The 20,325-nt window shown below is 64.2% G+C and carries 25 protein-coding genes and 1 tRNA gene; 13 read left to right on the top strand and 13 right to left on the bottom strand.

From position 1 onward, the window contains the following. Positions 1–54: 54 nt before the first annotated feature. From ABIB90_RS04360 to aroA, 6 genes are all read right to left on the bottom strand, one after another. Entirely contained in the window at positions 55–447 is a 393-nt protein-coding gene (locus ABIB90_RS04360; protein WP_007598407.1) for a lipopolysaccharide assembly protein LapA domain-containing protein, read from the bottom strand. 71 nt (positions 448–518) lie between these two features. Then, on the bottom strand, positions 519–824 hold the full coding sequence (locus ABIB90_RS04365; protein ID WP_007598410.1) for an integration host factor subunit beta: 306 nt from the start codon (positions 822–824) through the stop codon (positions 519–521). Positions 825–995: 171 nt separating this feature from the next. Continuing rightward, entirely contained in the window at positions 996–1,976 is a 981-nt protein-coding gene (gene sppA / locus ABIB90_RS04370; RefSeq protein ID WP_007598412.1) for a signal peptide peptidase SppA, read from the bottom strand. Between the two features lie 265 nt (positions 1,977–2,241). After that, positions 2,242–3,948: a 30S ribosomal protein S1 gene (gene rpsA, locus ABIB90_RS04375; RefSeq protein WP_007598413.1), complete on the bottom strand. Its 1,707-nt coding sequence runs from the start codon at positions 3,946–3,948 to the stop codon at positions 2,242–2,244. A 267-nt stretch (positions 3,949–4,215) separates the two neighbouring features. Then, positions 4,216–4,854: a (d)CMP kinase gene (gene cmk / locus ABIB90_RS04380; protein ID WP_007598415.1), complete on the bottom strand. Its 639-nt coding sequence runs from the start codon at positions 4,852–4,854 to the stop codon at positions 4,216–4,218. Next, a complete protein-coding gene (gene aroA / locus ABIB90_RS04385; RefSeq protein ID WP_035993851.1) occupies positions 4,851–6,188 on the bottom strand; it encodes a 3-phosphoshikimate 1-carboxyvinyltransferase in 1,338 nt (445 codons plus the stop codon). Before aroA ends, cmk begins: the two co-directional genes overlap by 4 nt. 172 nt (positions 6,189–6,360) lie before the next feature. Between aroA and ABIB90_RS04390 the strand changes: the two genes are divergently transcribed. The 3 genes from ABIB90_RS04390 to ABIB90_RS04400 all read left to right on the top strand — a co-directional run bounded on the left by ABIB90_RS04390 (position 6,361) and on the right by ABIB90_RS04400 (position 7,322). Further along, positions 6,361–6,771: a TIGR02300 family protein gene (locus tag ABIB90_RS04390; RefSeq protein ID WP_007598417.1), complete on the top strand. Its 411-nt coding sequence runs from the start codon at positions 6,361–6,363 to the stop codon at positions 6,769–6,771. A gap of 66 nt (positions 6,772–6,837) precedes the next feature. After that, positions 6,838–6,913: transfer RNA gene (locus ABIB90_RS04395), tRNA-Ala, on the top strand. A gap of 166 nt (positions 6,914–7,079) precedes the next feature. Continuing rightward, a complete protein-coding gene (locus tag ABIB90_RS04400) occupies positions 7,080–7,322 on the top strand; it encodes a GIY-YIG nuclease family protein (protein ID WP_354200289.1) in 243 nt (80 codons plus the stop codon). Positions 7,323–7,338: 16 nt separating this feature from the next. Here the strand turns inward: ABIB90_RS04400 and ABIB90_RS04405 are convergent, their stop codons facing one another. Then, positions 7,339–7,800: a MarR family winged helix-turn-helix transcriptional regulator gene (locus ABIB90_RS04405; protein WP_007598419.1), complete on the bottom strand. Its 462-nt coding sequence runs from the start codon at positions 7,798–7,800 to the stop codon at positions 7,339–7,341. 154 nt (positions 7,801–7,954) lie between these two features. On the opposite strand from ABIB90_RS04405, the gene ABIB90_RS04410 reads away from it, so the two are divergent. Beyond that, the gene (locus ABIB90_RS04410; protein ID WP_007598424.1) at positions 7,955–8,380 is read left to right on the top strand and encodes an organic hydroperoxide resistance protein; all 426 of its coding nucleotides are present in this window, start codon (positions 7,955–7,957) and stop codon (positions 8,378–8,380) included. Between the two features lie 174 nt (positions 8,381–8,554). Next, positions 8,555–9,772 (top strand): CaiB/BaiF CoA transferase family protein, encoded by a 1,218-nt coding sequence (locus tag ABIB90_RS04415; RefSeq protein ID WP_007598426.1) that lies wholly within the window; start codon positions 8,555–8,557, stop codon positions 9,770–9,772. A 27-nt stretch (positions 9,773–9,799) separates the two neighbouring features. Here the strand turns inward: ABIB90_RS04415 and ABIB90_RS04420 are convergent, their stop codons facing one another. The 5 genes from ABIB90_RS04420 to hslV form a co-directional block, all read right to left on the bottom strand. After that, a complete protein-coding gene (locus ABIB90_RS04420) occupies positions 9,800–10,924 on the bottom strand; it encodes a hypothetical protein (RefSeq protein ID WP_007598428.1) in 1,125 nt (374 codons plus the stop codon). Between the two features lie 28 nt (positions 10,925–10,952). Continuing rightward, a complete protein-coding gene (gene hslU, locus ABIB90_RS04425) occupies positions 10,953–12,257 on the bottom strand; it encodes an ATP-dependent protease ATPase subunit HslU (RefSeq protein ID WP_007598430.1) in 1,305 nt (434 codons plus the stop codon). Positions 12,258–12,308: 51 nt separating this feature from the next. After that, positions 12,309–12,926, bottom strand: coding sequence for a DUF2585 domain-containing protein (locus tag ABIB90_RS04430; protein WP_219678799.1), 618 nt, complete (start codon positions 12,924–12,926; stop codon positions 12,309–12,311). Then, positions 12,923–13,408, bottom strand: a complete 486-nt coding sequence (locus ABIB90_RS04435) for a GNAT family N-acetyltransferase (protein WP_354200290.1) — start codon at positions 13,406–13,408, stop codon at positions 12,923–12,925. The genes ABIB90_RS04430 and ABIB90_RS04435 overlap by 4 nt, the downstream gene beginning before the upstream one ends. Positions 13,409–13,585: 177 nt before the next feature. Continuing rightward, complete coding sequence (gene hslV, locus ABIB90_RS04440; RefSeq protein ID WP_007598435.1) at positions 13,586–14,146, bottom strand: ATP-dependent protease subunit HslV; 561 nt, start codon at positions 14,144–14,146, stop codon at positions 13,586–13,588. 191 nt (positions 14,147–14,337) lie between these two features. Between hslV and hisB the strand changes: the two genes are divergently transcribed. From hisB to ABIB90_RS04480, 8 genes are all read left to right on the top strand, one after another. Beyond that, positions 14,338–14,931 carry an imidazoleglycerol-phosphate dehydratase HisB gene (gene hisB, locus ABIB90_RS04445; RefSeq protein WP_007598437.1) on the top strand — a complete coding sequence of 198 codons (594 nt, stop codon included), beginning with the start codon at positions 14,338–14,340 and terminating at the stop codon, positions 14,929–14,931. A 65-nt stretch (positions 14,932–14,996) separates the two neighbouring features. After that, the gene (locus tag ABIB90_RS04450) at positions 14,997–15,527 is read left to right on the top strand and encodes a DUF2628 domain-containing protein (protein ID WP_007598438.1); all 531 of its coding nucleotides are present in this window, start codon (positions 14,997–14,999) and stop codon (positions 15,525–15,527) included. Beyond that, entirely contained in the window at positions 15,524–16,174 is a 651-nt protein-coding gene (gene hisH / locus ABIB90_RS04455) for an imidazole glycerol phosphate synthase subunit HisH (RefSeq protein WP_007598439.1), read from the top strand. The genes ABIB90_RS04450 and hisH overlap by 4 nt, the downstream gene beginning before the upstream one ends. Positions 16,175–16,340: 166 nt before the next feature. After that, a complete protein-coding gene (gene hisA, locus ABIB90_RS04460) occupies positions 16,341–17,072 on the top strand; it encodes a 1-(5-phosphoribosyl)-5-[(5-phosphoribosylamino)methylideneamino]imidazole-4-carboxamide isomerase (protein WP_354200291.1) in 732 nt (243 codons plus the stop codon). Between the two features lie 10 nt (positions 17,073–17,082). Next, positions 17,083–17,859 (top strand): imidazole glycerol phosphate synthase subunit HisF, encoded by a 777-nt coding sequence (hisF, locus tag ABIB90_RS04465; protein ID WP_007604055.1) that lies wholly within the window; start codon positions 17,083–17,085, stop codon positions 17,857–17,859. 100 nt (positions 17,860–17,959) lie between these two features. Beyond that, a complete protein-coding gene (locus ABIB90_RS04470) occupies positions 17,960–18,286 on the top strand; it encodes a phosphoribosyl-ATP diphosphatase (RefSeq protein ID WP_007598445.1) in 327 nt (108 codons plus the stop codon). Between the two features lie 20 nt (positions 18,287–18,306). After that, positions 18,307–19,263 (top strand): type I pantothenate kinase, encoded by a 957-nt coding sequence (gene coaA, locus ABIB90_RS04475; RefSeq protein WP_007598451.1) that lies wholly within the window; start codon positions 18,307–18,309, stop codon positions 19,261–19,263. A gap of 97 nt (positions 19,264–19,360) precedes the next feature. Further along, positions 19,361–19,600, top strand: a complete 240-nt coding sequence (locus tag ABIB90_RS04480; protein ID WP_354200292.1) for a hypothetical protein — start codon at positions 19,361–19,363, stop codon at positions 19,598–19,600. Between the two features lie 84 nt (positions 19,601–19,684). Here the strand turns inward: ABIB90_RS04480 and ABIB90_RS04485 are convergent, their stop codons facing one another. Then, positions 19,685–20,314 (bottom strand): histidine phosphatase family protein, encoded by a 630-nt coding sequence (locus ABIB90_RS04485; RefSeq protein ID WP_354200293.1) that lies wholly within the window; start codon positions 20,312–20,314, stop codon positions 19,685–19,687. Positions 20,315–20,325: the final 11 nt, after the last annotated feature.

A 20,325-nucleotide genomic window follows, 5' to 3' on the forward strand; every position in this document is an offset into this window, starting at 1 on the left:
AATGGAGGCCGCAGGTCCGCGGCCGGAAAACGGGCTTTTCGGTCGCGGCCGCTTCTACAACGTCGCGCGCTGCTTGTCTCGCCCGACGGGCCCGTAAAGCCCCACCCCGGAGGGAACGGGGAGGCGCTGGGACTCGGGCCTTGCTGCGGCCGCCTGGGCCCGCAGATCTGCCAGCTCGCCTCGCGCGGCCCGGGCATCCGCGTCATGCCGGCGCGCCGCACGCCGCCAGTGCCGCTGGCCGAACCAGACGGCACAACCGCCCGCGAGAACCCCGAGCGCGGCCACCACGATCAGGAGCAGGAACAGCGGCAGCGTGACCGAGAATGACGGGTCGTTGGACACGAAGGGATCGAACGAGACCGTGACGAAATGCCGGTTGGCGACGGCAAAGATCATCAGGATCAGGCCCAGCGGAATCACGACCAGCGCGGTCAGGAATTTTCGCATCTCGGCTCGCTCGCCTTGAATCAAAGTTGCGGCCGCATCGGTGGCGACCGCCGGAAACCCTGAGGTGGACCTCAGTCTGGCGCGCCTGGATCCGGATGGTCGCGATTCAGCCGTTCGCGCATTTCCTTGCCGGTCTTGAAGAACGGAACGCTCTTCTGATCGACAGGCACATGGGCGCCGGTGCGCGGATTGCGCCCTGCGCGTGCAGGGCGATGCTTGACCGAGAAGGCACCGAAGCCGCGCAACTCGACGCGGTCACCGCGCGCGAGAGCCGCTACGATCTCTTCGAGAATCGCATTCACAATGTTCTCGACATCCCGCTGGTACAGATGCGGGTTGTGCTCGGCGATACGCTGAACAAGTTCGGATTTGATCATCGAGAGATAGGACCCGGGAGCGTGCGGACGACCATTTCCGTGAAAATACCGTGATCTGTCAAGACGCTAAATGAAGGTTGAGCGTCGTGAAAATACGTGACAAATGCCAAAAAAGCAGGCTGGCCCTGCACGCGCCGAACGGGAAAAACCTCCGGGGCTCGCCCGGTTCCGTCAGTTCGACGCCGCCGGCTGCCACAAGGCGAGCATTCCATCCATTCCGAGCCGATCGACCGCCTGTGCGACGCCGGTTTGTCCGATTTGATGCGCAATCGAGCCTAAACCCAGTGCTTCCAGCGTCACTGCGGCCGCCGTCTTGAGGAACGGCAGATCGCTGAAGCGCGGCTGCAGCTTGTAATCGCGCACGGAGAGTCCCTTCTTGACGCCCTTCTGCTCGACCAGCCAGGTCACGGCAGTCTTCTCGTCGCCAATCTGGTCGATCAGCTTGAGGTCGATCGCCTGGCGTCCGGTGAAGACACGGCCATCAACCACTTTCTCGAGCTGCGTGTCATCCATGCCACGCCGGTCCTTCACCAATCCCTTGAACCAGGCATAGGAATCCTTCACCAGCGCATCGAGCGCCGCCCGTGCCTCGGGGCTGGTTGGCTCAAAACCGTTGGGCGCGGCCTTCAGCGGCGTGGACTTTACCTCCTCGACCTTGACGCCGACGGTCTTCAACAGCTCCGAGACGTTCGGAAACTGGAACAGCACGCCGATCGAGCCGACCAGCGAGCTCTGCTGGGCGATGATGTGATCGCTGGCGATCGCGGTGATGTAGCCGCCGGAGGCGGCGAGGCCTTCGACGACCACGACGAGAGGCTTCTTCGCCTTCAGACTCACAAGGGAATCGTAGAGCTGCTCGGAGCCGGCGGTGGTGCCGCCCGGCGAGTTGATGTGGACGATGACGGCAGCAGCCTGCGAATTCTCCAGCCGCTCGAGCGCCTGCGTGCGATCGGAATCGCTGCGGATCAGGCCGTCGATCTGGACCCGCGCGATCGAGCCGGCGGACGCGAACGTGCCGCGCGCACCCGGCGTCGCGACCAGTGCGAAGCCAGCGATCGCCGCGATCGCGATCAGCGCGGCCAAGACGCGCCAGAACGTCAGCTTGCGGCGGATCCTGCGGCGATCGACGATGATGTCCGAATCGAGCGACATCTCAGTATCTCCAGATGAAAGGCCGGGCGCGTTGTGCCGTCGCAGCGTGACCATTGGCTTATCTGGATACATCAATTGCGGCGCAATTAGAAGAAAACAAGGCCGGTAGCGGCGTAGCCCGGATGGAGCGCAAACGTAATCCGGGGTTCTCGCCTCACGGAGAGGCTTTCCCGGATTGCGCTTCGCTCCATCCGGGCTACGACCTCAACAACAAAAAAGCCCCGGCTTGCGCCGGGGCTTTGATGCAGCGAAACCTGCGTTTCGCTTACTTGGTGTCGCGGTTCTTGAGCGCGGTGCCGAGGATGTCGCCGAGCGTCGCCCCCGAATCGGAGGAGCCGTACTGCGCGATGGCTTCCTTCTCTTCGGCGACTTCGAGGGCCTTGATCGACACCTGGACCTTGCGGGCCTTCTTGTCGAACTGGATCACGCGGGCATCGACCTTCTCGCCGACGGCAAAGCGTTCGGCGCGCTGATCGTTGCGGTCACGGGCGAGCTCCGAGCGCTTCACGAACGTGGTGAAGTCGGTACCGGTGATCTTCACCTCGATGCCGCTCTCCTTCACGTCGATCACTTCGCAGGTCACGACAGCGCCCTTCTTGACATCGCCCGGCTCGGCGAAGGGGTCGCCTTCGAGCTGCTTGATGCCAAGCGAGATGCGCTCCTTCTCGACGTCCACATCGAGCACCACGGCCTTCACCATGTCGCCCTTCTTGTAGTTGTCGATCACCTGCTCGCCCGGCTGCTTCCAGTCGAGGTCGGAGAGATGGACCATGCCGTCGACGTCGCCCTCGAGGCCCAGGAACAGACCGAACTCGGTCTTGTTCTTGACTTCGCCCTCGACCGTCGAACCGGTCGGGTGACCTTCGACGAAGACCTCCCACGGGTTGCGCATGGTCTGCTTGAGGCCGAGCGAGATGCGGCGCTTGACGGAATCGACTTCGAGCACCTGCACTTCGACTTCCTGCGAGGTCGAAACGATCTTGCCGGGGTGCATGTTCTTCTTGGTCCACGACATCTCGGAGACGTGGATCAGGCCTTCGATGCCCGGCTCGAGCTCGACGAACGCGCCGTAGTCGGTGATGTTGGTGACGCGACCGGTGAAGCGGGCACCCAGCGGGTACTTGGCTTCGATGCCCTGCCACGGATCGTCCAACAGCTGCTTCATGCCCAGCGAGATGCGGTGCGTCTCGTGGTTGATCTTGATGATCTTGACCTTCACGGTCTGGCCGATCGAGAGCACCTCGGTCGGATGGTTGACGCGGCGCCACGCGATATCGGTGACGTGCAGCAGACCGTCGATGCCGCCGAGATCAACGAACGCACCGTAATCGGTGATGTTCTTGACCACGCCGTCGATGACCTGACCCTCTTCGAGGTTCTGCACCAGCTCCTGGCGCTGCTCGGCGCGGGTCTCTTCGAGAACCGTGCGGCGGGACACGACGATGTTGCCGCGGCGGCGGTCCATCTTGAGGATCTGGAACGGCTGCGAGTTGTTCATCAGCGGCGCAACGTCGCGGATCGGACGGATGTCGACCTGCGAACGCGGCAGGAAGGCCACGGCACCGTCGAGGTCGACGGTGAAGCCGCCCTTGACCTGGTTGAAGATGACGCCGTTGACCTTCTCGTTGTTCTGGAAGGCCTTCTCGAGCTTGCCCCAGCTCTCTTCGCGGCGCGCCTTGTCGCGCGACAGCACGGCTTCGCCGAGGGCGTTCTCGATCCGGTCGAGGAACACTTCCACCTCGTCGCCGACCTTGAGCTCGCTGTCACGGCCGGGGCCGGAAAATTCGCGGAGGGCAACGCGGCCCTCGGTCTTCAGGCCGACGTCGATGACGGCCATGTCCTTTTCGATTGCAACAACCTTGCCCTTGATGACTGAGCTTTCCTGCAGGTTGCCGCCTGCGAAGGACTCGTCGAGCATCGCGGCGAAATCGTCGCGCGACGGGCTATAGGTATCAGCAGAAGTCGAAGCCATTTGTTCTCCAGTTGCGGATGTCATGCCGGCCGTTGGGTTCTTGGGCGCATCGTACGCGCAGTGTCGGAAGGTCCGCAGAACCTTCGAGCGACCGCTCGCTGCTCCGACCTGGAGGGCGGAACAGCGGAAGCGGGCCGGCTGAGGCCCGCGCGTACGATACGTGGAAATCTTTTGTCCGGAGCCTGGATCGCGTCGGCCCCAAGCAGGGACCGAGAGTATCGACCTCAAAGAGCGGGAGCGGGCGCTTCCTCCAATGACGGCAGCGGCTTAACCCCGCGACCGGCCCGCTCGGACGGCCTCGATAATGTCGATGGCGGCCCGGACGCCGCCTTCTATATCCAGTTGGGAGTTATCTAGCAAGTAAGCATCCGCGGCCGGCTTCAGGGGCGCGATCGCCCGGTTCTTGTCGCGTTCGTCGCGCTGGATGATGTCGGCGAGTACGGCGGCCTCATCGGCCTCCTCACCCCTCGCCTTGGCCTCCATGGTCCGGCGGCGGGCGCGGACTTTGGGGTCGGCGACGACGAAGATCTTCACGTCGGCATGGGGGCAGATCACGGTTCCAATATCCCGCCCATCGAGCACGGCGCCCGGCGGATCGGCGGCGAATTGCCGCTGAAAACTGATCAGGGCTTCGCGCACCCTTGGGATCGCCGAGACGATGGAGGCGCCCTCGCCGGCCTTCTGGGTCTTCAGGGCGGGATTGCCGAACTTCTCGGGATCGAGTTCCAGCGCCGCAGCGACCGCCGCCGCCTCGTCCCGGAGATCATGACCGGACTGCATCAGGGAATAGGCCACCGCGCGATAGATCACGCCGGTATCAAGATGACGGTAGCCGTAATGGTGGGCGAGGCGCTTGCCGAGCGTGCCCTTGCCCGACGCCGCGGGCCCGTCGATGGCGATGATCATGAAAAATCGGCCCCAAGCGAACGCATCATCGGAATGAAATCCGGAAAACTGGTGGCAATGAAGGCGGTGTCGTCGACGGTCACCGGCTGGTCGGACGCGCAGCCCATCACCAGCGCGGACATCGCGATGCGATGGTCCATGTGGGTGGCCACAACGCCGCCGCCGGGAACGTGGCCGCGGCCTTCGACGATCAAATCGTCGCCGGAGACCTCGACCTTGACGCCGTTGACGCGGAGCATGGCGGCGGTGGCTTCAAGACGGTCGGATTCCTTGACGCGCAGCTCCTGGAGGCCGCGCATGATGGTCGTGCCCTCGGCGAAGGCGGCCGCCACCGCCAGCACCAGATATTCGTCGATCATCGACGGTGCGCGCTCCGGCGGCACCTCGACACCGCGCAATTTCGAGGCGCGTACGCGCAGCTTCGCCATCGGCTCGCCGGCGTCGCTGCGAACTTCACTTTCCTCAATCGAGGCACCCATTTCGCGCAGCGTGGTGAAAAGACCGGTGCGCAGCGGATTGGTCATGACGTCGGACAGAACGATTTCGGAACCTTCGACGATCAGCGCGGCAACGATGGGGAACGCCGCCGATGAGGGATCGGCGGGCACGACGACATTGGCGCCATGTAACTCCGGCTGCCCCACGAGCGTGATACGGCGGCCGTGCTGACCTTCCCGCACCGAGGTGATCTCGGCGCCGAAATGCTTGAGCATCAGCTCGGTGTGGTCGCGGCTGGCCTCGGTCTCGATGACCGTGGTGATGCCGGGCGCGGCCAGGCCCGCGAGCAGCACGGCGGATTTGATCTGCGCCGAGGCGACCGGGGTCTTGTAGGTGATCGGCAGCGGATCGCGCGCACCCTGGACCGTCAACGGCAGACGGCCGCCCTCGCCGCCGGCGACGACCTTCGCGCCCATCTTTTCCAGCGGGTCCAGAATCCGGCGCATGGGCCGGGTGCGCAGCGAGGCATCGCCGTCGAAAATCGCAGAGATCGGGCAGCCGGCGACGGCGCCCATGACGAGCCGGCAGCCGGTGCCGGAGTTGCCGAAATCCAGCGGCGCTTTGGGCTCCGCGAAGCCTGCGACACCCACGCCGTCGACTTTCCAGGCGAAATCTCCGGTGCGCTCGACCCTGGCGCCAAGCGCCTGCATGGATTTGGCGGTGTTAAGGACGTCCTCGCCCTCCAGGAGGCCCGAAATCCGTGTCTCTCCGACCGCGAGCGCGCCGAGGATGAGGGCACGGTGGGAGATCGACTTGTCTCCGGGCACCCGTACTTTCCCGGTCAGGGGACCGCTGGCGCGCGACTGGAGCGGCGTCGGCTTGTCGGAATCGGTCAAGTTTGTGTCCTTGGATAGGCCCGAAACGTCCCTGCGGGACTCGCGGGGCAGGTACCACACGGTCTCCCCGCCGTCACGGGCATGTCGTTCTCCCGTAATGCGCTATTGACAGCGGGCCGCCAACTAGCCAAGTGAAGCACCGCTTTTCAGACATTTCCAGGATTCCTCTGCCGTGGCCAAGTCCGAACTCGGAACTAAACGTATTTGCCCGACCACGGGCAAAAAGTTCTATGACCTCAACAAGAATCCGGTGATCTCGCCCTATACCGGAGAAGTCGTGCCGATCGCGCCCATCGCGCCGGCGCGCGCGCCCCGCGGCGCCGAAGCCCGCCACGCAGCCGCTGCCGCCGACGCCACGCCGGAGCCGGCGGAGGTCGAGGAGGTCTCGCTCGAGGAGGCCGATGCCGAGGAGAACACCGGCAAGGTCAAGGCCGTCGTGCCCGAATCCGAGGACGACATCGAAGTCGATGAGACCATCGAGGACGATGACGACGATGATTCGACCTTTATCGCCGACGACGAAGAGGGCGATGAGGACGTCACCGACATCATTGGTGATGTCGGCGGTGACGAAGAGACTTGAGATAATTCCAGAACTGTGGTTCTGGGTCTTTCCCGACGCGTCGCCCAAGGCGCGTCGGACGGTTAAGGGGCCATAGCTCAGCTGGGAGAGCGCTTGCATGGCATGCAAGAGGTCGGCGGTTCGATCCCGCCTGGCTCCACCACGCTTCGCCCTTCGGGCTACGCGTGGCGCAGCCGCGCACAGCCCGAAGGGCGAAGCGTGGTGTCCGGCGAAGCCCGAAGGGCGAAGCGTGGTGTCCGGCGAAGCCCGAAGGGCGAAGACGGACTGGTGAGATTCCCACGCAGCGGCTGCCCAGGCGATAATCGTCAATGTGGTACGTCTACATCCTCCGCAGCATCGAATTTCCCGAGCAGGAATACGTTGGGGCCACGGAAAATCTGAAGCGCCGGATTCCAGAGCACAATGCTGGCAAATCCACCCACACCGCCAAGTTCAAGCCTTGGAAGCTGATCTGGTACTGCGCCTTCCGTGACAAGTACAAAGCGCTCGCTTTTGAAGCGTACCTGAAGTCTCACTCCGGCCGGGCCTTCACAAAGAAGCGGCTGTCCTAAGAGCGCACCTCTTCCCCTACTCCCCGATCACCGCGTTCAACCGATCGCGCAACGCCACGATTTCATCCTTCATCGCGACCAGTTCCGAGACCGAGCAGTCCGACGCCGCCAGGATCGATTGCGGCACGGCGCGCGCCTTGTCCTTCAGGGCCTGGCCCTGCGGCGTCAACGCGATCAGCACCTGACGTTCGTCTTCGCTCGAGCGCGTGCGCTTGACAAGGTGGGCCGCCTCCAGCCGCTTGAGCAGCGGCGTCAGCGTGCCCGAATCCAGGTGCAGCTTTTCGCCGATGTCCTTGACCGGCACGTCGTCGCGCTCCCACAGTACCAGCATCACCAGATATTGCGGATAGGTCAGGCCGAGCCGGTCCAGCAGCGGCTTGTAGACGCGGTTGAAGGCGTGCGCGGCCGAATAGACCGCGAAGCAGATCTGGTTGTCGAGGCGCAGCGGCGCGTCCGCTGCCGAATGTTTCCGGGGCATGGAGAATCTCACAGGACTTGCTTCCATTCTGGGGCCGGCCGTCGCCACATTCAATTGCGAACAATTAAATGTGAGGCGCCATAATTTCAATTGCGCGCAATCTAATTGTTTGCAATAAGGATCGCACCCCACCCGAACACACAGGGAGACGAAAATGTCAGTGAACGTCCTCTACAAGACCAGCGCAAAGGCCACCGGCGGCCGCGACGGCCATGCTGCGACCCTCGACGGCGCGCTCGACGTCAAGCTCACCACGCCGAAGGAGCTCGGCGGCGGAGGCGGCGCGGGCAACAATCCCGAGCAGCTGTTTGCGGCGGGCTATGCCGCCTGCTTCATCGGCGCGATGAAGTTCGTGTCTTCGCAGGGCGGCCCCAAGGTTCCGGCCGACGCCTCCGTGACCTCGACCGTCGGCATCGGCCCGCGCGCGGCCGGCGGCTTCGGTCTCGACATCGACCTTGCCGTCTCGTTGCCGGGCCTCGCCCGCGCGGAAGCCGAGGCGCTGGTCGAGAAGGCGCACCAGGTGTGCCCGTATTCCAACGCGACGCGCGGCAATGTCGACGTTCGCCTGACGGTCGTCTGATCGGTTCGGTGAAGCGGCTGACCCGGGATCCCTCTCAGGCCAGCCGCTTCCCTTGATTTGCCATCCCGCGGGATTGCGGCGACCGCCTGCATGACGCCCTACGCGGGAAGCCATTGCCGGCTCGGACGAACCTCGTTAGGCCTGTGATCACATCGACACAGGGGACGCGAAGGCATGACTGAAGCCGCCAGTTCTGGAGCCGCCACGGGCGCAATGAGCGGCCTGCGCGTCATCGATCTCACGCGCGTGCTCGGCGGGCCCTATTGCACCCAGATCCTCGCCGACCATGGCGCCGACGTGATCAAGGTCGAGCCGCCCGCAGGCGACGAGGTGCGCGACTGGGGCCCTCCCTTCCACGACGAAGACGCAGCCTATTTCATCGGCATCAACCGCAACAAGCGCTCGATCGGTCTCGATCTCGCCTCCGAGGGCGGCCGGACCGTGCTGCTCAAGATGCTGGAGAGCGCCGACGTCCTGATCGAGAATTTCAAGCCGGGCACGCTGGAGAAATGGGGCATCGGCAACGAGGTGCTGCGCGAAAAATTTCCGCGCCTCGTGCATTGCCGGATCTGCGGCTTCGGCGCCGACGGTCCCCGCGGCGGCAATCCCGGCTATGACGCCATCATCCAGGCCATGACCGGCATGATCGCGGCGACCGGCTCGCCCGAGAGCGGGCCGATGCGGATCGGCGTGCCGCTGGTCGACATCGGCACCGGCCTCTATGCGGCGATCGGCATCTTGATGGCGTTGTCGGAGCGGCAGCGCTCGGGCCAGGGCCAGTTCCTGGAGACCACGCTGTACGAGACCGGCCTTGCCATCATGCATCCGCACACCGCGAATTATTTCATGCATGGCAAGCCGCCGGCGCTCACCGGCAACGAGCATCCCAACCTCGTGCCCTATGCGATCTTCCCGACCAAGACCGACAACATCTTCATCGGCGTCGGTAATGACGGCACCTTCCGCAAGCTCGCCAAGGAGATCGGCAAGCCCGAGCTCGGCACCGATCCGCGCTTTGCGCGCAACAAGGACCGCATCGCCAATCGCGAGGCGCTGCGGGCCGAGCTCGCCGCCGTGTTCAGCCAGCACGAGGCCGAGCCGCTGTGCAATCGCCTGCTCGCTGCGGGCCTGCCCGCAGGCCCCGTGCAGAGGATCGACCAAGCGTTGACCAACCCGCACACGATCGCGCGCGGCGATATCATCGAGAAGGATTGGTACAAGGGCGTGGCATCCCCGATCCGGCTCGATCGCAGCAAGCCGAGCCTACGTCGCCTGCCGCCGAAATTCAGCCAGCACGCCGCCGAGGTGCTGGGCGAGTTCGGCTACTCCAGGTCCGAGATCGACGCGATGGTCGAGCAGGGCACGGTCTGCGGACCCGAGCGCAAGCGCTGAGATAAGACGAAGATCGAGCTTCACCGTCTAAAACGGCCGGACGATTCCGACGCGCGGGATCAGCGTAAGGATCAGGCCGAAGATATTCGTCTTCTGATCCTCCGCCCGAATCAGCGGCGTCTCGCGTGCGGCGGGCAGCATCTTCACCGCGTGCAGGATCAGGAACATGCAGACCGCCCAGTTCGAGATCCAGCGCGAATAGTCGAACACCATCGCGAACATCACGAGGCAGGCGAGGCTGACGCCGGCAAGCGCCGCGATCACAAGACGGCGATGCGTGTCGTTTGCCAGCGCGCCGATAAGGTTTGCAAAATAACGCCACAGCGGTATGTGCAGCCAGATCAGCAGCAAGAACACGGGCACGCCAAGGATGTTGTGGGGCAGGCGGCCCCAGGTGTCGGAAATCTCCTTCGTCAGCGGCTGATACCAGATGTAGGCAAACTGCAACATATCGGTCCGCGACGGATCGGCCATCCGGCTCTTCAGGTAGGCAACGAAATCCGCCTCCGCGATCGGCATCGTTCCCCAAAACTGCGCGGCGAAGAACAGCGTGGAGACGGCAAGCAGGGCAACGACGCCGAACGCGACATTGGTGCGATCGCAGCCCTGCGTCAGATAGTGCCTGATCACGACGATGGTGATGATCGTCGGCACATACATCAGGAGATGGATGTGGTGGATCAGGACGAGAACGATCGAGAACAGCGCAGCCAGCGCCACGAACAGCAGCGAGCCGGCCGGCACCAGCAGCAGGATGATCGCCAGCGCGCAGCCATAGATGTCGAAATGGCCGAGCGTGTGCATGAAGTTCTTGAGGAAGAACGGCGAGCCCGCGATGAAGACGAACAGCGGCAATGTCTTCGTGGTGAAGCCGAACGTCTTCTGAAATAGTCTTGCGTACAGTCCCAGCGTCACCAGCCATGTCGCGCCGCCGAGCGCGAACACCAGCCATACCGGCACCTTGTCGGTGAACAGCGCGACGATCGCCCCGATCAGCGCGCGCTTGATGAAGCCGAAATGATAGTCGACGAGGAGGTGGATGTAGGGGACGTAAGGCGGCAGCTGGATCTTGTGAACGAAGACGCCGACGATGACCGCCGCGTTGATCGCGAGCAGGACGCGCCAGGGGTTTTGCAGGATGCGTGCGGTCACGCCGCATCCATAGCGCGGCCGCCCGGAATTACAAAATGAACCGGCTCAAATCCGCGTTCTTGGCGAGGTCGCCGACGTGCTTCTGGACGAAATCGGCGTCGACCCTGACGGTCTCACCGCTGCGGTCGGGGGCGGTGAAGGAGATCTCGTCCAGCACCCGCTCCATCACGGTCTGCAGCCGCCGCGCGCCGATGTTCTCGACGGTGGAATTCACGGCGACCGCGACGTCCGCAAGTGCGTCGATGGCGTTGTCGGTGATGTCGAGCGTGACGCCCTCGGTCTGCATCAACGCAACATATTGCTTGATCAGCGAGGCCTCGGGCTCGGTCAGGATGCGGCGCATGTCGTCACGGGTCAACGCCTGCAACTCGACGCGGATCGGCAGGCGGCCCTGCAATTCCGGCAACAGGTCGGACGGCTTGGCGACATGGAAGGCGCCGGAGGCAATGAACAGGATGTGGTCGGTCTTCACCGCGCCGTGCTTGGTCGAGACCGTGGTGCCCTCGATCAGCGGCAGCAGGTCGCGCTGCACGCCCTCGCGCGAGACGTCGCCGCCGGCGCGGCCTTCGCGGGCGCAGATCTTGTCGATCTCGTCCAGGAACACGATGCCGTTGTTCTCGACCGCGCTGATCGCCTCCATCGTCAACTGATCGCTGTCGAGCAGCTTGTCGGATTCCTCGTTGATGAGGATCTCGTGCGAGCTCTCCACCGTCAGCCGCCGCGTCTTGCTGCGTCCGCCGAGCTTGCCGAAGATGTCGCCGATCGAAACCGCGCCCATCTGCGCGCCAGGCATGCCCGGGATCTCGAACATCGGAAAGCCGCTGCCGCCGCCTTGCGTCTCGATCTCGATCTCCTTGTCGTTGAGCTCGCCCGCGCGCAGCTTCTTGCGGAAGGAGTCCCGCGTCGCCGCGCTGGAATTGGCGCCGACCAGCGCATCGAGCACGCGCTCCTCGGCGGCGAGCTGCGCACGTGCCTGCACGTCTTTGCGCTTGCGCTCGCGGACCTGGGCGATCGCGACCTCGACGAGATCGCGCACGATCTGCTCGACGTCGCGCCCGACATAGCCGACCTCGGTGAATTTCGTCGCCTCGACCTTCAGGAACGGCGCGTTGGCGAGCTTGGCGAGCCGCCGCGCGATCTCGGTCTTGCCGACGCCGGTCGGGCCGATCATCAGGATGTTCTTCGGCAGCACTTCTTCGCGCAAGGAGCCTTCGAGCTGCTGCCGCCGCCAGCGGTTGCGCAGCGCGATCGAGACGGCGCGCTTGGCATCGGCCTGGCCGACGATGAAACGGTCGAGTTCGGAAACGATTTCGCGGGGGGAGAAGTCTGTCATGGGACCTTAGCTAGGATCAGATGCGGGACGGGACAAGCCGCTTTTTTGCCATCAGATGATCGGCGGACCCGATTGCCATTGTTTCACGGCCTCGACCGGGTGGATCAGCATCAGGATATTGAGCGTCAGATTGTCGCGAATATGCAGCGCCAGCATGATTTCAAAGGCGAGCCCGAGCAGGACGGTCACCGATACAGGCAGCAGGCGCGCGGCGAGGAAGCCCAGCATCATGGACAAATTGTCAGAAACCGAATTGACGATGCTGTCGCCGAAATAATCCAGCGAGATCGTGCCGGCGCGGTAGCGTTCGATGATGAACGGCGAGTTCTCGACGATCTCCCAGGCACCCTCGATCAGCATCGCGACGATCAGGCGCGCGGGCCAGGACAGCGACACGAACGGCAGCCGCGCGAACAGCAGCCAGGTCAGTCCATAGAACAGGAAGCCGTGCAGGATGTGCGAGAAACTGTACCAGTCGGCGATGTGCTGCGAATTTTCCGAGCTGCTCACCACGCCATGCCACAGCTTGACGTAACCGCAGGTGCAGATCGGCACCCGTCCCATCGCGAGCAGGATCGAGGCCTGCGTCGCCAGCAGCAGCAGCGCGATGCCGACCCAGGCGAGCGGTGGAAACGCGGCCCTGCTCTCATGCGTGGTTGCCAGCGTCATGGCTCGCGCACCATCAGCAGCGCCGCTCCGTCGGGCGTCTCGACCATGCGGTCGGGGACAAAGCCGGCCTTCTCATAGGCACGCACGGCGCGCGCGTTGAGCGGATCAGGATCAGTGACGATGCGGGGCAGCCCTTGCCGCAACTGCTCCTCGGCGAACTGGCGGATGAATGTCGAACCGTGCCCGCGCCCGATCATGTCACTTTCGCCGATGAACTGGTCGATGCCACGGGTGGCCTCCGGTTGCGGCCCAAGACCCGTATTCCAGGCTGTCAGGCGGTAGCATTGAAGATAGCCGAACGGCTTGTCGCCGGCCAACACGATGAACTGGTCCATTGCCGGCTCATCAAGATCGCCGCTCACGAGCGCGAACTGCTCGTCCGGATCGCCCCACCATTCCCGCACATGTACCTCGCGGAGCCATCGCCGGATCAACGGCAGATCGGCCGCGGTCATCGGGCGGAAGGTGTAGGCGAGGGTCATCTAGCGGTGCTGCGCTCCCTCTCCCGTCTACGGGAGAGGGTTGGGGAGAGGGTGCGTCCGCAATGGGACAGCCCCCAAGAGGACAGAGCCCTCACCCGCGCCTTCGGCGCGACCTCTCCCGCAAGCGGGTGAGGTTGCAGCCAGTCCGGAGCTACATTGTCCAGCCACAGATAGGCCCTACCCGGCGGACAGCGCTTCGACGGTGACATTGCGGTTGGTGTAGACGCAGATGTCGGCGGCGATATCGAGGGAGCGGCGGACGATGGTCTCGGCGTCCTTGTCGGTGTCGAGCAGGGCGCGGGCCGCCGCCAGCGCGTAATTCCCGCCCGAGCCGATCGCCATGACGCCGGCTTCGGGCTCCAGCACGTCGCCGGTGCCTGTCAGCACCAGGGAGACGTCCTTGTCGGCAACGATCATCATGGCCTCCAGCCGTCGCAAATAACGGTCGGTGCGCCAGTCCTTGGCGAGCTCGACGGCGGCCCGGGTCAATTGCCCCGGATATTGCTCGAGTTTGGCTTCCAAGCGCTCGAACAGCGTGAAGGCGTCGGCCGTTGCGCCGGCAAAGCCGCCGATGACGTCGCCCTTGCCGAGTTTCCGGACCTTCCTGGCGTTGTGCTTGATCACGGTCTGGCCGATCGAGACCTGGCCGTCGCCGCCGACCACCACCGTGCCGCCCTTGCGGACCGTCAAAATCGTGGTGCCGTGCCAGCCCGGCGAGCTGTTTGGGGAGTCCTGCATGAATGATCCTCATTGTCCGGGCTGATTTAGGCGGTCGGGAGCGGGGGCACAACGGGCCGCCCCGGGACCAATTTCGCTCACCATAGGCAGAAGTAGAGGCCCGGCCAGCCGTTCCCGCAGTAGCGAAGGCGTCATTTGGCTGTTAAAAGACCGGCGTTTTCGGCCCCGAACGAGGATGAAAGCTAGTTTTGATGCGCACCGCGACGATCAAGCGCAAGACCAAGGAAACCGACATCGAGGTCACCGTGAACCTCGATGGCACCGGCGTGTCCAATATCGCGACCGGCATCGGCTTTTTCGACCATATGCTCGATCTCCTCGCCCGCCATTCCCGCATCGACCTCACGGTCAAGGCGGTCGGCGATTTGCACATTGATCATCACCATACCACCGAAGACACCGGCATCGCGCTCGGCCAGGCCATTAAGCAGGCGCTCGGCAACATGGCGGGCATCACCCGCTATGCTGGCGTGCACATGCCCATGGACGAGACGCTGTCACGCGTGGTCATCGACATCTCGGGCCGCCCTTTCCTGGTGTTCAAGGCCGACTTCCCTCGCGACAAGATCGGCGAGTTCGACACCGAGCTGGTGCGCGAGTGGTTCCAGGCCTTTGCCATGAACGCCGGCGTGACTCTTCACGTCGAGACCCTATATGGCGATAACAGCCACCATATCGCCGAGTCCTGCTTCAAGGGTCTGGCACGGGCGCTGCGCACCGCCGTCGCGATCGATCCGAAGGCGGTGGGCGAAATCCCGTCCACCAAGGGCTCGCTCGGCGGCTGACATCTTTCGGCCCGCGGCACGCGCCGTTTGCGGTATCACTGAATTCTTGGGAACGGGGCATCGCCATGTCCGTCTACACAGTTCATGCTCCCTCCCCTGCCGGAGCGGATCTGCGCGCGACCGACAAGTTCGTCTTCGTGCGCGACGGCTTCCATTTCTGGGCGATGATCTTCGGCCCGCTCTGGCTGCTGTGGAATCGGCTGTGGCTGGCGCTGATCGGTTGGGTGATCTTCGTTGCCGCGTTCAACGTCGGGCTGTCCAGCCTCGGCGTCGGCCGTTCGTCGATCTTCTTCGCCGACATCATCGTCGCGCTGCTGATGGGATTCGAGGCCTCGAGCCTGCGCCGCTGGACGCTGTCGCGCGGCAAATGGCGGCAGCTCGACGTTGTGATTTCCGACGACGAGGACACCGCCGAGCGCCGTTTCTTCGAGCGCTGGAGCCAAAAGCAGCGCGGCATCGTCAACGATCAATGGGCCGTCGATCGCGGCGGCCCGCCGCCGACCCGCAACGTGCCGGGTCAGCAATTCTCCAACCCGCCGCCGATGCCGGCCGGTGGCATCATTGGTTTGTTTCCAGAACCGGGAGGGTCAAGATGAGCGTCGCCATCATCGATTACGGTTCCGGCAATCTGCATTCGGCCGCCAAGGCGTTCGAGCGCGCCGCGCGCAGCATGGACAATCCGCAAAAGGTGTTCGTCACCAGCGATCCGGACCAGGCCTACGGCGCCGACCGCCTGGTGCTGCCGGGCGTCGGCGCCTTCGCCGATTGCCGGCGTGGGCTCGATGCCGTCAACGGCATGGTCGAGGCGATCACCGAGGCGGTGCGCGTCAAGGCGCGGCCGATGTTCGGCATCTGCGTCGGCATGCAGCTGTTCGCCACCCGCGGCAAAGAGCACGTGATCACGCAAGGCCTGAACTGGATCGGCGGCGACGTCGAGAAGATCACGCCGCGCGACGAGAGCCTCAAGATCCCGCACATGGGTTGGAATACGCTCGATGTGCTGCGCGAGCATCCGGTGCTGGACGGGCTGCCGCTCGGCCCCAAGGGCCAGCACGCCTATTTCGTGCACTCCTACCACCTCAAAGCCGCCAACGAGGCGGACGTGCTTGCGCGCGCCGATTACGGCGGGCCCGTCACCGCGATCGTCGGCAAGGACACGGCGATCGGGACGCAGTTTCACCCCGAGAAGAGCCAGCGCTTTGGTCTGGCCCTGATCTCGAACTTCTTGCGATGGAAACCGTGATGGCCGCTGCTCTTGTTACCTCCCCCCTTGTGGGGGAGGTCGAATGCGAAGCATTCGGGAGGGGGGTAGCCGCAACGGTGGTGCCCGTGGCTTACCCCTCTCCCCAGCCCTCCCCCACAAGGGGGGAGGGAGCGCACCGTGCGCGCAGAAAAATCCTGGCTCAATCATGATTCTCTTTCCTGCGATCGACCTCAAGAACGGCCAATGCGTGCGCCTCGAACAGGGCGACATGGCGCGCGCGACCGTGTTCAACCTCAATCCCGCCGCGCAGGCCGAGAGCTTCGTCGCGCAGGGCTTTGAGTATCTCCACGTCGTCGATCTCGACGGCGCGTTTGCCGGCAAGCCCGTGAATGCGCAGGCGGTCGAGACGATGCTGAAGACGATCACGATTCCGGTGCAGCTCGGTGGCGGCATTCGCGATCTCGCGACCGTGGAAGCCTGGCTCGAAAAGGGCGTCACCCGTGTCATCATCGGCACCGCCGCGGTGCGCGACCCCGAATTGGTGAAGGCGGCTGCAAAAAAATTCCCCGGCCGCGTCGCGGTCGGGCTCGACGCACGTGACGGCAAGGTCGCGGTCGAAGGCTGGGCCGAGACCTCGCAGGTGACGGTGCTGGAGATCGCGCAACGGTTCGAGGATGCCGGCGTCGCCGCCATCATCTTCACCGACATCGCGCGCGACGGCCTGCTCAAGGGCCTGAATCTCGATGCGACCATTGCGCTGGCGGATGCGATTTCGATTCCCGTGATCGCCTCCGGCGGCCTCGCCTCGATCGAGGACGTCAAGGCGATGCTGACGCCGCGCGCGAAAAAGCTCGCCGGCGCGATCGCCGGTCGCGCGCTTTACGATGGCCGGCTCGATCCCTCAGCCGCCCTCACCCTGATCCGCGCCGCGGCCTAGGAGACATCCGATGTTCAAGGTGCGCGTGATCCCCTGCCTCGACGTCAAGGACGGCCGGGTCGTCAAGGGCGTCAACTTCGTCGACCTGCGTGATGCCGGTGACCCCGTCGAAGCGGCGATCGCCTACGACGCTGCCGGCGCCGACGAGCTCACTTTCCTCGACATCACCGCGACCCATGAGAATCGCGGCATCATGCTGGACGTGGTCCGGCGCACCGCGGAAGCCTGCTTCATGCCCGTCACCGTGGGCGGCGGCGTGCGTGAGGTCAACGACATCAAGACCCTCCTGCGCGCGGGCGCCGACAAGGTCTCGATCAACAGCGCCGCGGTGTCGCGGCGCGAGTTCGTCAAGGAAGCTGCCGAAAAATTCGGCGGGCAGTGCGTGGTGGTCGCGATCGACGCCAAGCGGGTCAAGCGCGCCGGTGGCGGAGAGCGCTGGGAAATCTTCACCCATGGCGGCCGCAACTCGACGGGGATCGACGCGATCGAATACGCCCAGGAGGTGGTCTCGCTCGGCGCCGGTGAAATCCTGCTCACCTCGATGGACCGCGACGGCACCAGGCAGGGTTTTGACATCCCGCTGACCCGGGCGATCGCCGACAGCATTCCCGTTCCCGTGATCGCCTCGGGCGGCGTCGGCAATCTCGACCACCTCGTCGACGGTATTCGCGACGGCCACGCCACCGCCGTGCTGGCCGCCTCGATCTTCCATTTCGGGGAATTCACCATCCGCGAAGCTAAGGAGCACATGTCCCGGCGCGGGCTGCCCATGCGCCTCGATGCCTGACGACTCCCATCCCTAAAAATGCTACATCATCGGCAGGAACCGGCTTATCCCGCCGGATAGACAGCCAATACCGGCCAAGGCGCGTTTTCCGGGTATTTGTATGCCGCGTTTCACGATCCACGATCTGGCCGAGACCATCGACGCCCGCGCGGCAGCGGGTGGCGAGGCGTCCTATACCCGCAAGCTCCTCGACAAGGGCGCCGAACATTGCGCCAAGAAGTTCGGTGAGGAAGCAGTCGAAACCGTAATCGCAGCAGTCGAAAACGATCGCGCGCATCTGATCGCCGAAGGCGCCGACCTGCTCTATCATTTCCTTGTGCTGCTCAAGGCCCGCGGCGTAAAGCTGGAAGAGGTCGAGGCCGCATTGGACAAGCGGACCAATATGTCAGGGTTGGAAGAAAAGGCGTCGCGCAAGGGCGGCAGCTAGCCGAGGTGGAGAGTCGCGTCATGGATATCCGCGCACCCGAGCAGCAGTATAATCCTTACCGCGTCTATACGCGTGAGGAGTGGTCGCGACTGCGCGACGACACGCCGATGACGCTGGAGCCGGGCGAGTTCGACCGGCTGCGCTCGCTGCACGACCGCCTCGACTTGCAGGAGGTCGAGGACATCTACCTGCCGCTGTCGCGCCTGCTGTCGATCTATGTCGATGCGATGCAGCGGCTTTATTACGCGGAGCGCCAGTTCCTCAACATCCGCGACCGCAAGATGCCCTACATCATCGGCGTCGCCGGTTCGGTCGCGGTTGGAAAATCCACCACGGCCCGCGTGCTTCAGGCGCTGCTGGCGCGCTGGTCGCCGCGTCCAAAAGTCGAGCTGATCACCACCGACGGATTTCTGTATCCCAACGCCGTGCTGGAGCGGCAGGGCATCATGCAGAAGAAGGGTTTTCCGGAAAGCTACGACCTGCCGCTGCTGCTCAGCTTCCTCTCCGACATCAAGGCCGGCCGCCGCCATGTGCGCGCGCCGGTCTATTCGCATTTGACCTACGACATCGTGCCGAACCAGTGGGCCGAGATCGACCAGCCCGACATCCTGATCGTCGAGGGCGTCAACGTGCTGCAGACCGGCAAACTGCCGCGTGACGGCAAGGCCGTGCCCGTGGTGTCCGACTTCTTCGATTTCTCGGTCTATATCGACGCCGACGAGGCCGCGCTGCGGCAGTGGTACATCAGGCGCTTCCTGTCGCTGCGCGACACCGCGTTCACCAATCCAAAATCCTACTTCAACCGCTACGCGCTGTTGTCGGACGAGGAAGCCACCGCCACCGCGATCGCGATCTGGGAACGCACCAACCTCGCAAATCTCGAGGACAACATCCTGCCGACCCGCCCCCGCGCGACCCTGATTCTGAAGAAGGGCGCCGACCACACGGTGGCGAGCGTGGCGCTGCGCAGGCTGTAATCGCTGCGGTCGACGAGTCTAGCCCGCGCGCAGAGTGTCTTTTGTTGCAGACCGGCAAAGGGTATTCCGCTATGACCTTCGTAAACGCGAGGGACCCATGGTTGATCGTCTCAGAAACGCCGCCGAGCAGCTGGAAGCACCGACCTGCCCGGACTGCCATATCGAGATGAAGTGGTTCCGTTCCGAACTGCTGGCGGACGAGCCGACTCCGATCATCGCGCATCTTTTCGTGTGTCCGCATTGCAAGCGCGCGGCCCAGGCAGACACCAAATTCAAGGGCACGCCAGCGCCGACGGCCAAGCTGTCCGCGCCGCGGTTTGCTGCTCACGCCGCATAACGGTTCATCCCGCCGGAGCGCGCTGCGATGCTGGGCGCCCAGCCTGCGCCGCACCCAAGCTGACGTGCGTCGCCGGCAAGCGGCTCACTTGCCGGCCTTCGCGATCCAATCCGCAGGCTTGATGCGCCCTGCGAAAGCCGCCGCACCGGTGGTGCTTGCCCGGTAGACGAAAGCTTCGCCTTCCTGCACGTCCCCGGCATCCTTGCCGAAGGCATCGGCGATGTTGGTCTTGTGGGTGACCAGGACGGTGTTGGTGCCCGCCTTGGGCGGCGCATCGACGAGCTGCCGCACGGCCTGGCCCGCTTTTGCATTTGCACCGGTCGGATTTGCCATGCCCGACGCACTCGCGTTGCTGCTGTCCGTCAACGCGTCGACTGGCTTGAGCTCGCGACCGGAGATCAGTCTGCCCGCCTCGATCGCGCGGTTCAGCTTGCTGGTGTAGACATCGCCGATCGGGATCGCGAGTTCCTTGATGGCCGTCCCGATCTGGCGCGCCATGTCGCGGCCCTTTTCACTGAGCTGACGCTGGGCGCTCATGTCGTCGAACTTGAAAGGGTAGACATCCTTTTGGCTGTCGTCGGTGGCCGTGTGGCGAAACACCAACACGTAACCGCCTTGCTTGAGCGAGGCGATCAGTTGCGAGCTATCGGCCGCGGTGGCTTGAGTGGAACCACAGAGAAGGATCACGAAGGCGAGGCGGCAAAGCATGTTCATGCGAAATCCTC

Origin of the sequence: Bradyrhizobium sp. JR4.1, assembly GCF_040548605.1 — a bacterium.
GTDB classification, from domain to species: domain Bacteria; phylum Pseudomonadota; class Alphaproteobacteria; order Rhizobiales; family Xanthobacteraceae; genus Bradyrhizobium; species Bradyrhizobium canariense.

What these genes read in the sequence shown, in the direction of transcription:
- ABIB90_RS04360 (WP_007598407.1), bottom strand. Translation starts at nt 447, where the DNA reads ATGCGAAAATTCCTGACCGCGCTGGTCGTGATTCCGCTGGGCCTGATC.
- ABIB90_RS04365 (WP_007598410.1), bottom strand. Translation starts at nt 824, where the DNA reads ATGATCAAATCCGAACTTGTTCAGCGTATCGCCGAGCACAACCCGCAT.
- sppA (WP_007598412.1), bottom strand. Translation starts at nt 1,976, where the DNA reads ATGTCGCTCGATTCGGACATCATCGTCGATCGCCGCAGGATCCGCCGC.
- rpsA (WP_007598413.1), bottom strand. Translation starts at nt 3,948, where the DNA reads ATGGCTTCGACTTCTGCTGATACCTATAGCCCGTCGCGCGACGATTTC.
- cmk (WP_007598415.1), bottom strand. Translation starts at nt 4,854, where the DNA reads ATGATCATCGCCATCGACGGGCCCGCGGCGTCGGGCAAGGGCACGCTC.
- ABIB90_RS04400 (WP_354200289.1), top strand. Translation starts at nt 7,080, where the DNA reads ATGTGGTACGTCTACATCCTCCGCAGCATCGAATTTCCCGAGCAGGAA.
- ABIB90_RS04405 (WP_007598419.1), bottom strand. Translation starts at nt 7,800, where the DNA reads ATGCCCCGGAAACATTCGGCAGCGGACGCGCCGCTGCGCCTCGACAAC.
- ABIB90_RS04410 (WP_007598424.1), top strand. Translation starts at nt 7,955, where the DNA reads ATGTCAGTGAACGTCCTCTACAAGACCAGCGCAAAGGCCACCGGCGGC.
- ABIB90_RS04415 (WP_007598426.1), top strand. Translation starts at nt 8,555, where the DNA reads ATGACTGAAGCCGCCAGTTCTGGAGCCGCCACGGGCGCAATGAGCGGC.
- hslU (WP_007598430.1), bottom strand. Translation starts at nt 12,257, where the DNA reads ATGACAGACTTCTCCCCCCGCGAAATCGTTTCCGAACTCGACCGTTTC.
- ABIB90_RS04430 (WP_219678799.1), bottom strand. Translation starts at nt 12,926, where the DNA reads ATGACGCTGGCAACCACGCATGAGAGCAGGGCCGCGTTTCCACCGCTC.
- ABIB90_RS04435 (WP_354200290.1), bottom strand. Translation starts at nt 13,408, where the DNA reads ATGACCCTCGCCTACACCTTCCGCCCGATGACCGCGGCCGATCTGCCG.
- hslV (WP_007598435.1), bottom strand. Translation starts at nt 14,146, where the DNA reads ATGCAGGACTCCCCAAACAGCTCGCCGGGCTGGCACGGCACCACGATT.
- hisB (WP_007598437.1), top strand. Translation starts at nt 14,338, where the DNA reads ATGCGCACCGCGACGATCAAGCGCAAGACCAAGGAAACCGACATCGAG.
- ABIB90_RS04450 (WP_007598438.1), top strand. Translation starts at nt 14,997, where the DNA reads ATGTCCGTCTACACAGTTCATGCTCCCTCCCCTGCCGGAGCGGATCTG.
- hisH (WP_007598439.1), top strand. Translation starts at nt 15,524, where the DNA reads ATGAGCGTCGCCATCATCGATTACGGTTCCGGCAATCTGCATTCGGCC.
- hisA (WP_354200291.1), top strand. Translation starts at nt 16,341, where the DNA reads ATGATTCTCTTTCCTGCGATCGACCTCAAGAACGGCCAATGCGTGCGC.
- hisF (WP_007604055.1), top strand. Translation starts at nt 17,083, where the DNA reads ATGTTCAAGGTGCGCGTGATCCCCTGCCTCGACGTCAAGGACGGCCGG.
- ABIB90_RS04470 (WP_007598445.1), top strand. Translation starts at nt 17,960, where the DNA reads ATGCCGCGTTTCACGATCCACGATCTGGCCGAGACCATCGACGCCCGC.
- coaA (WP_007598451.1), top strand. Translation starts at nt 18,307, where the DNA reads ATGGATATCCGCGCACCCGAGCAGCAGTATAATCCTTACCGCGTCTAT.
- ABIB90_RS04480 (WP_354200292.1), top strand. Translation starts at nt 19,361, where the DNA reads ATGGTTGATCGTCTCAGAAACGCCGCCGAGCAGCTGGAAGCACCGACC.
- ABIB90_RS04485 (WP_354200293.1), bottom strand. Translation starts at nt 20,314, where the DNA reads ATGAACATGCTTTGCCGCCTCGCCTTCGTGATCCTTCTCTGTGGTTCC.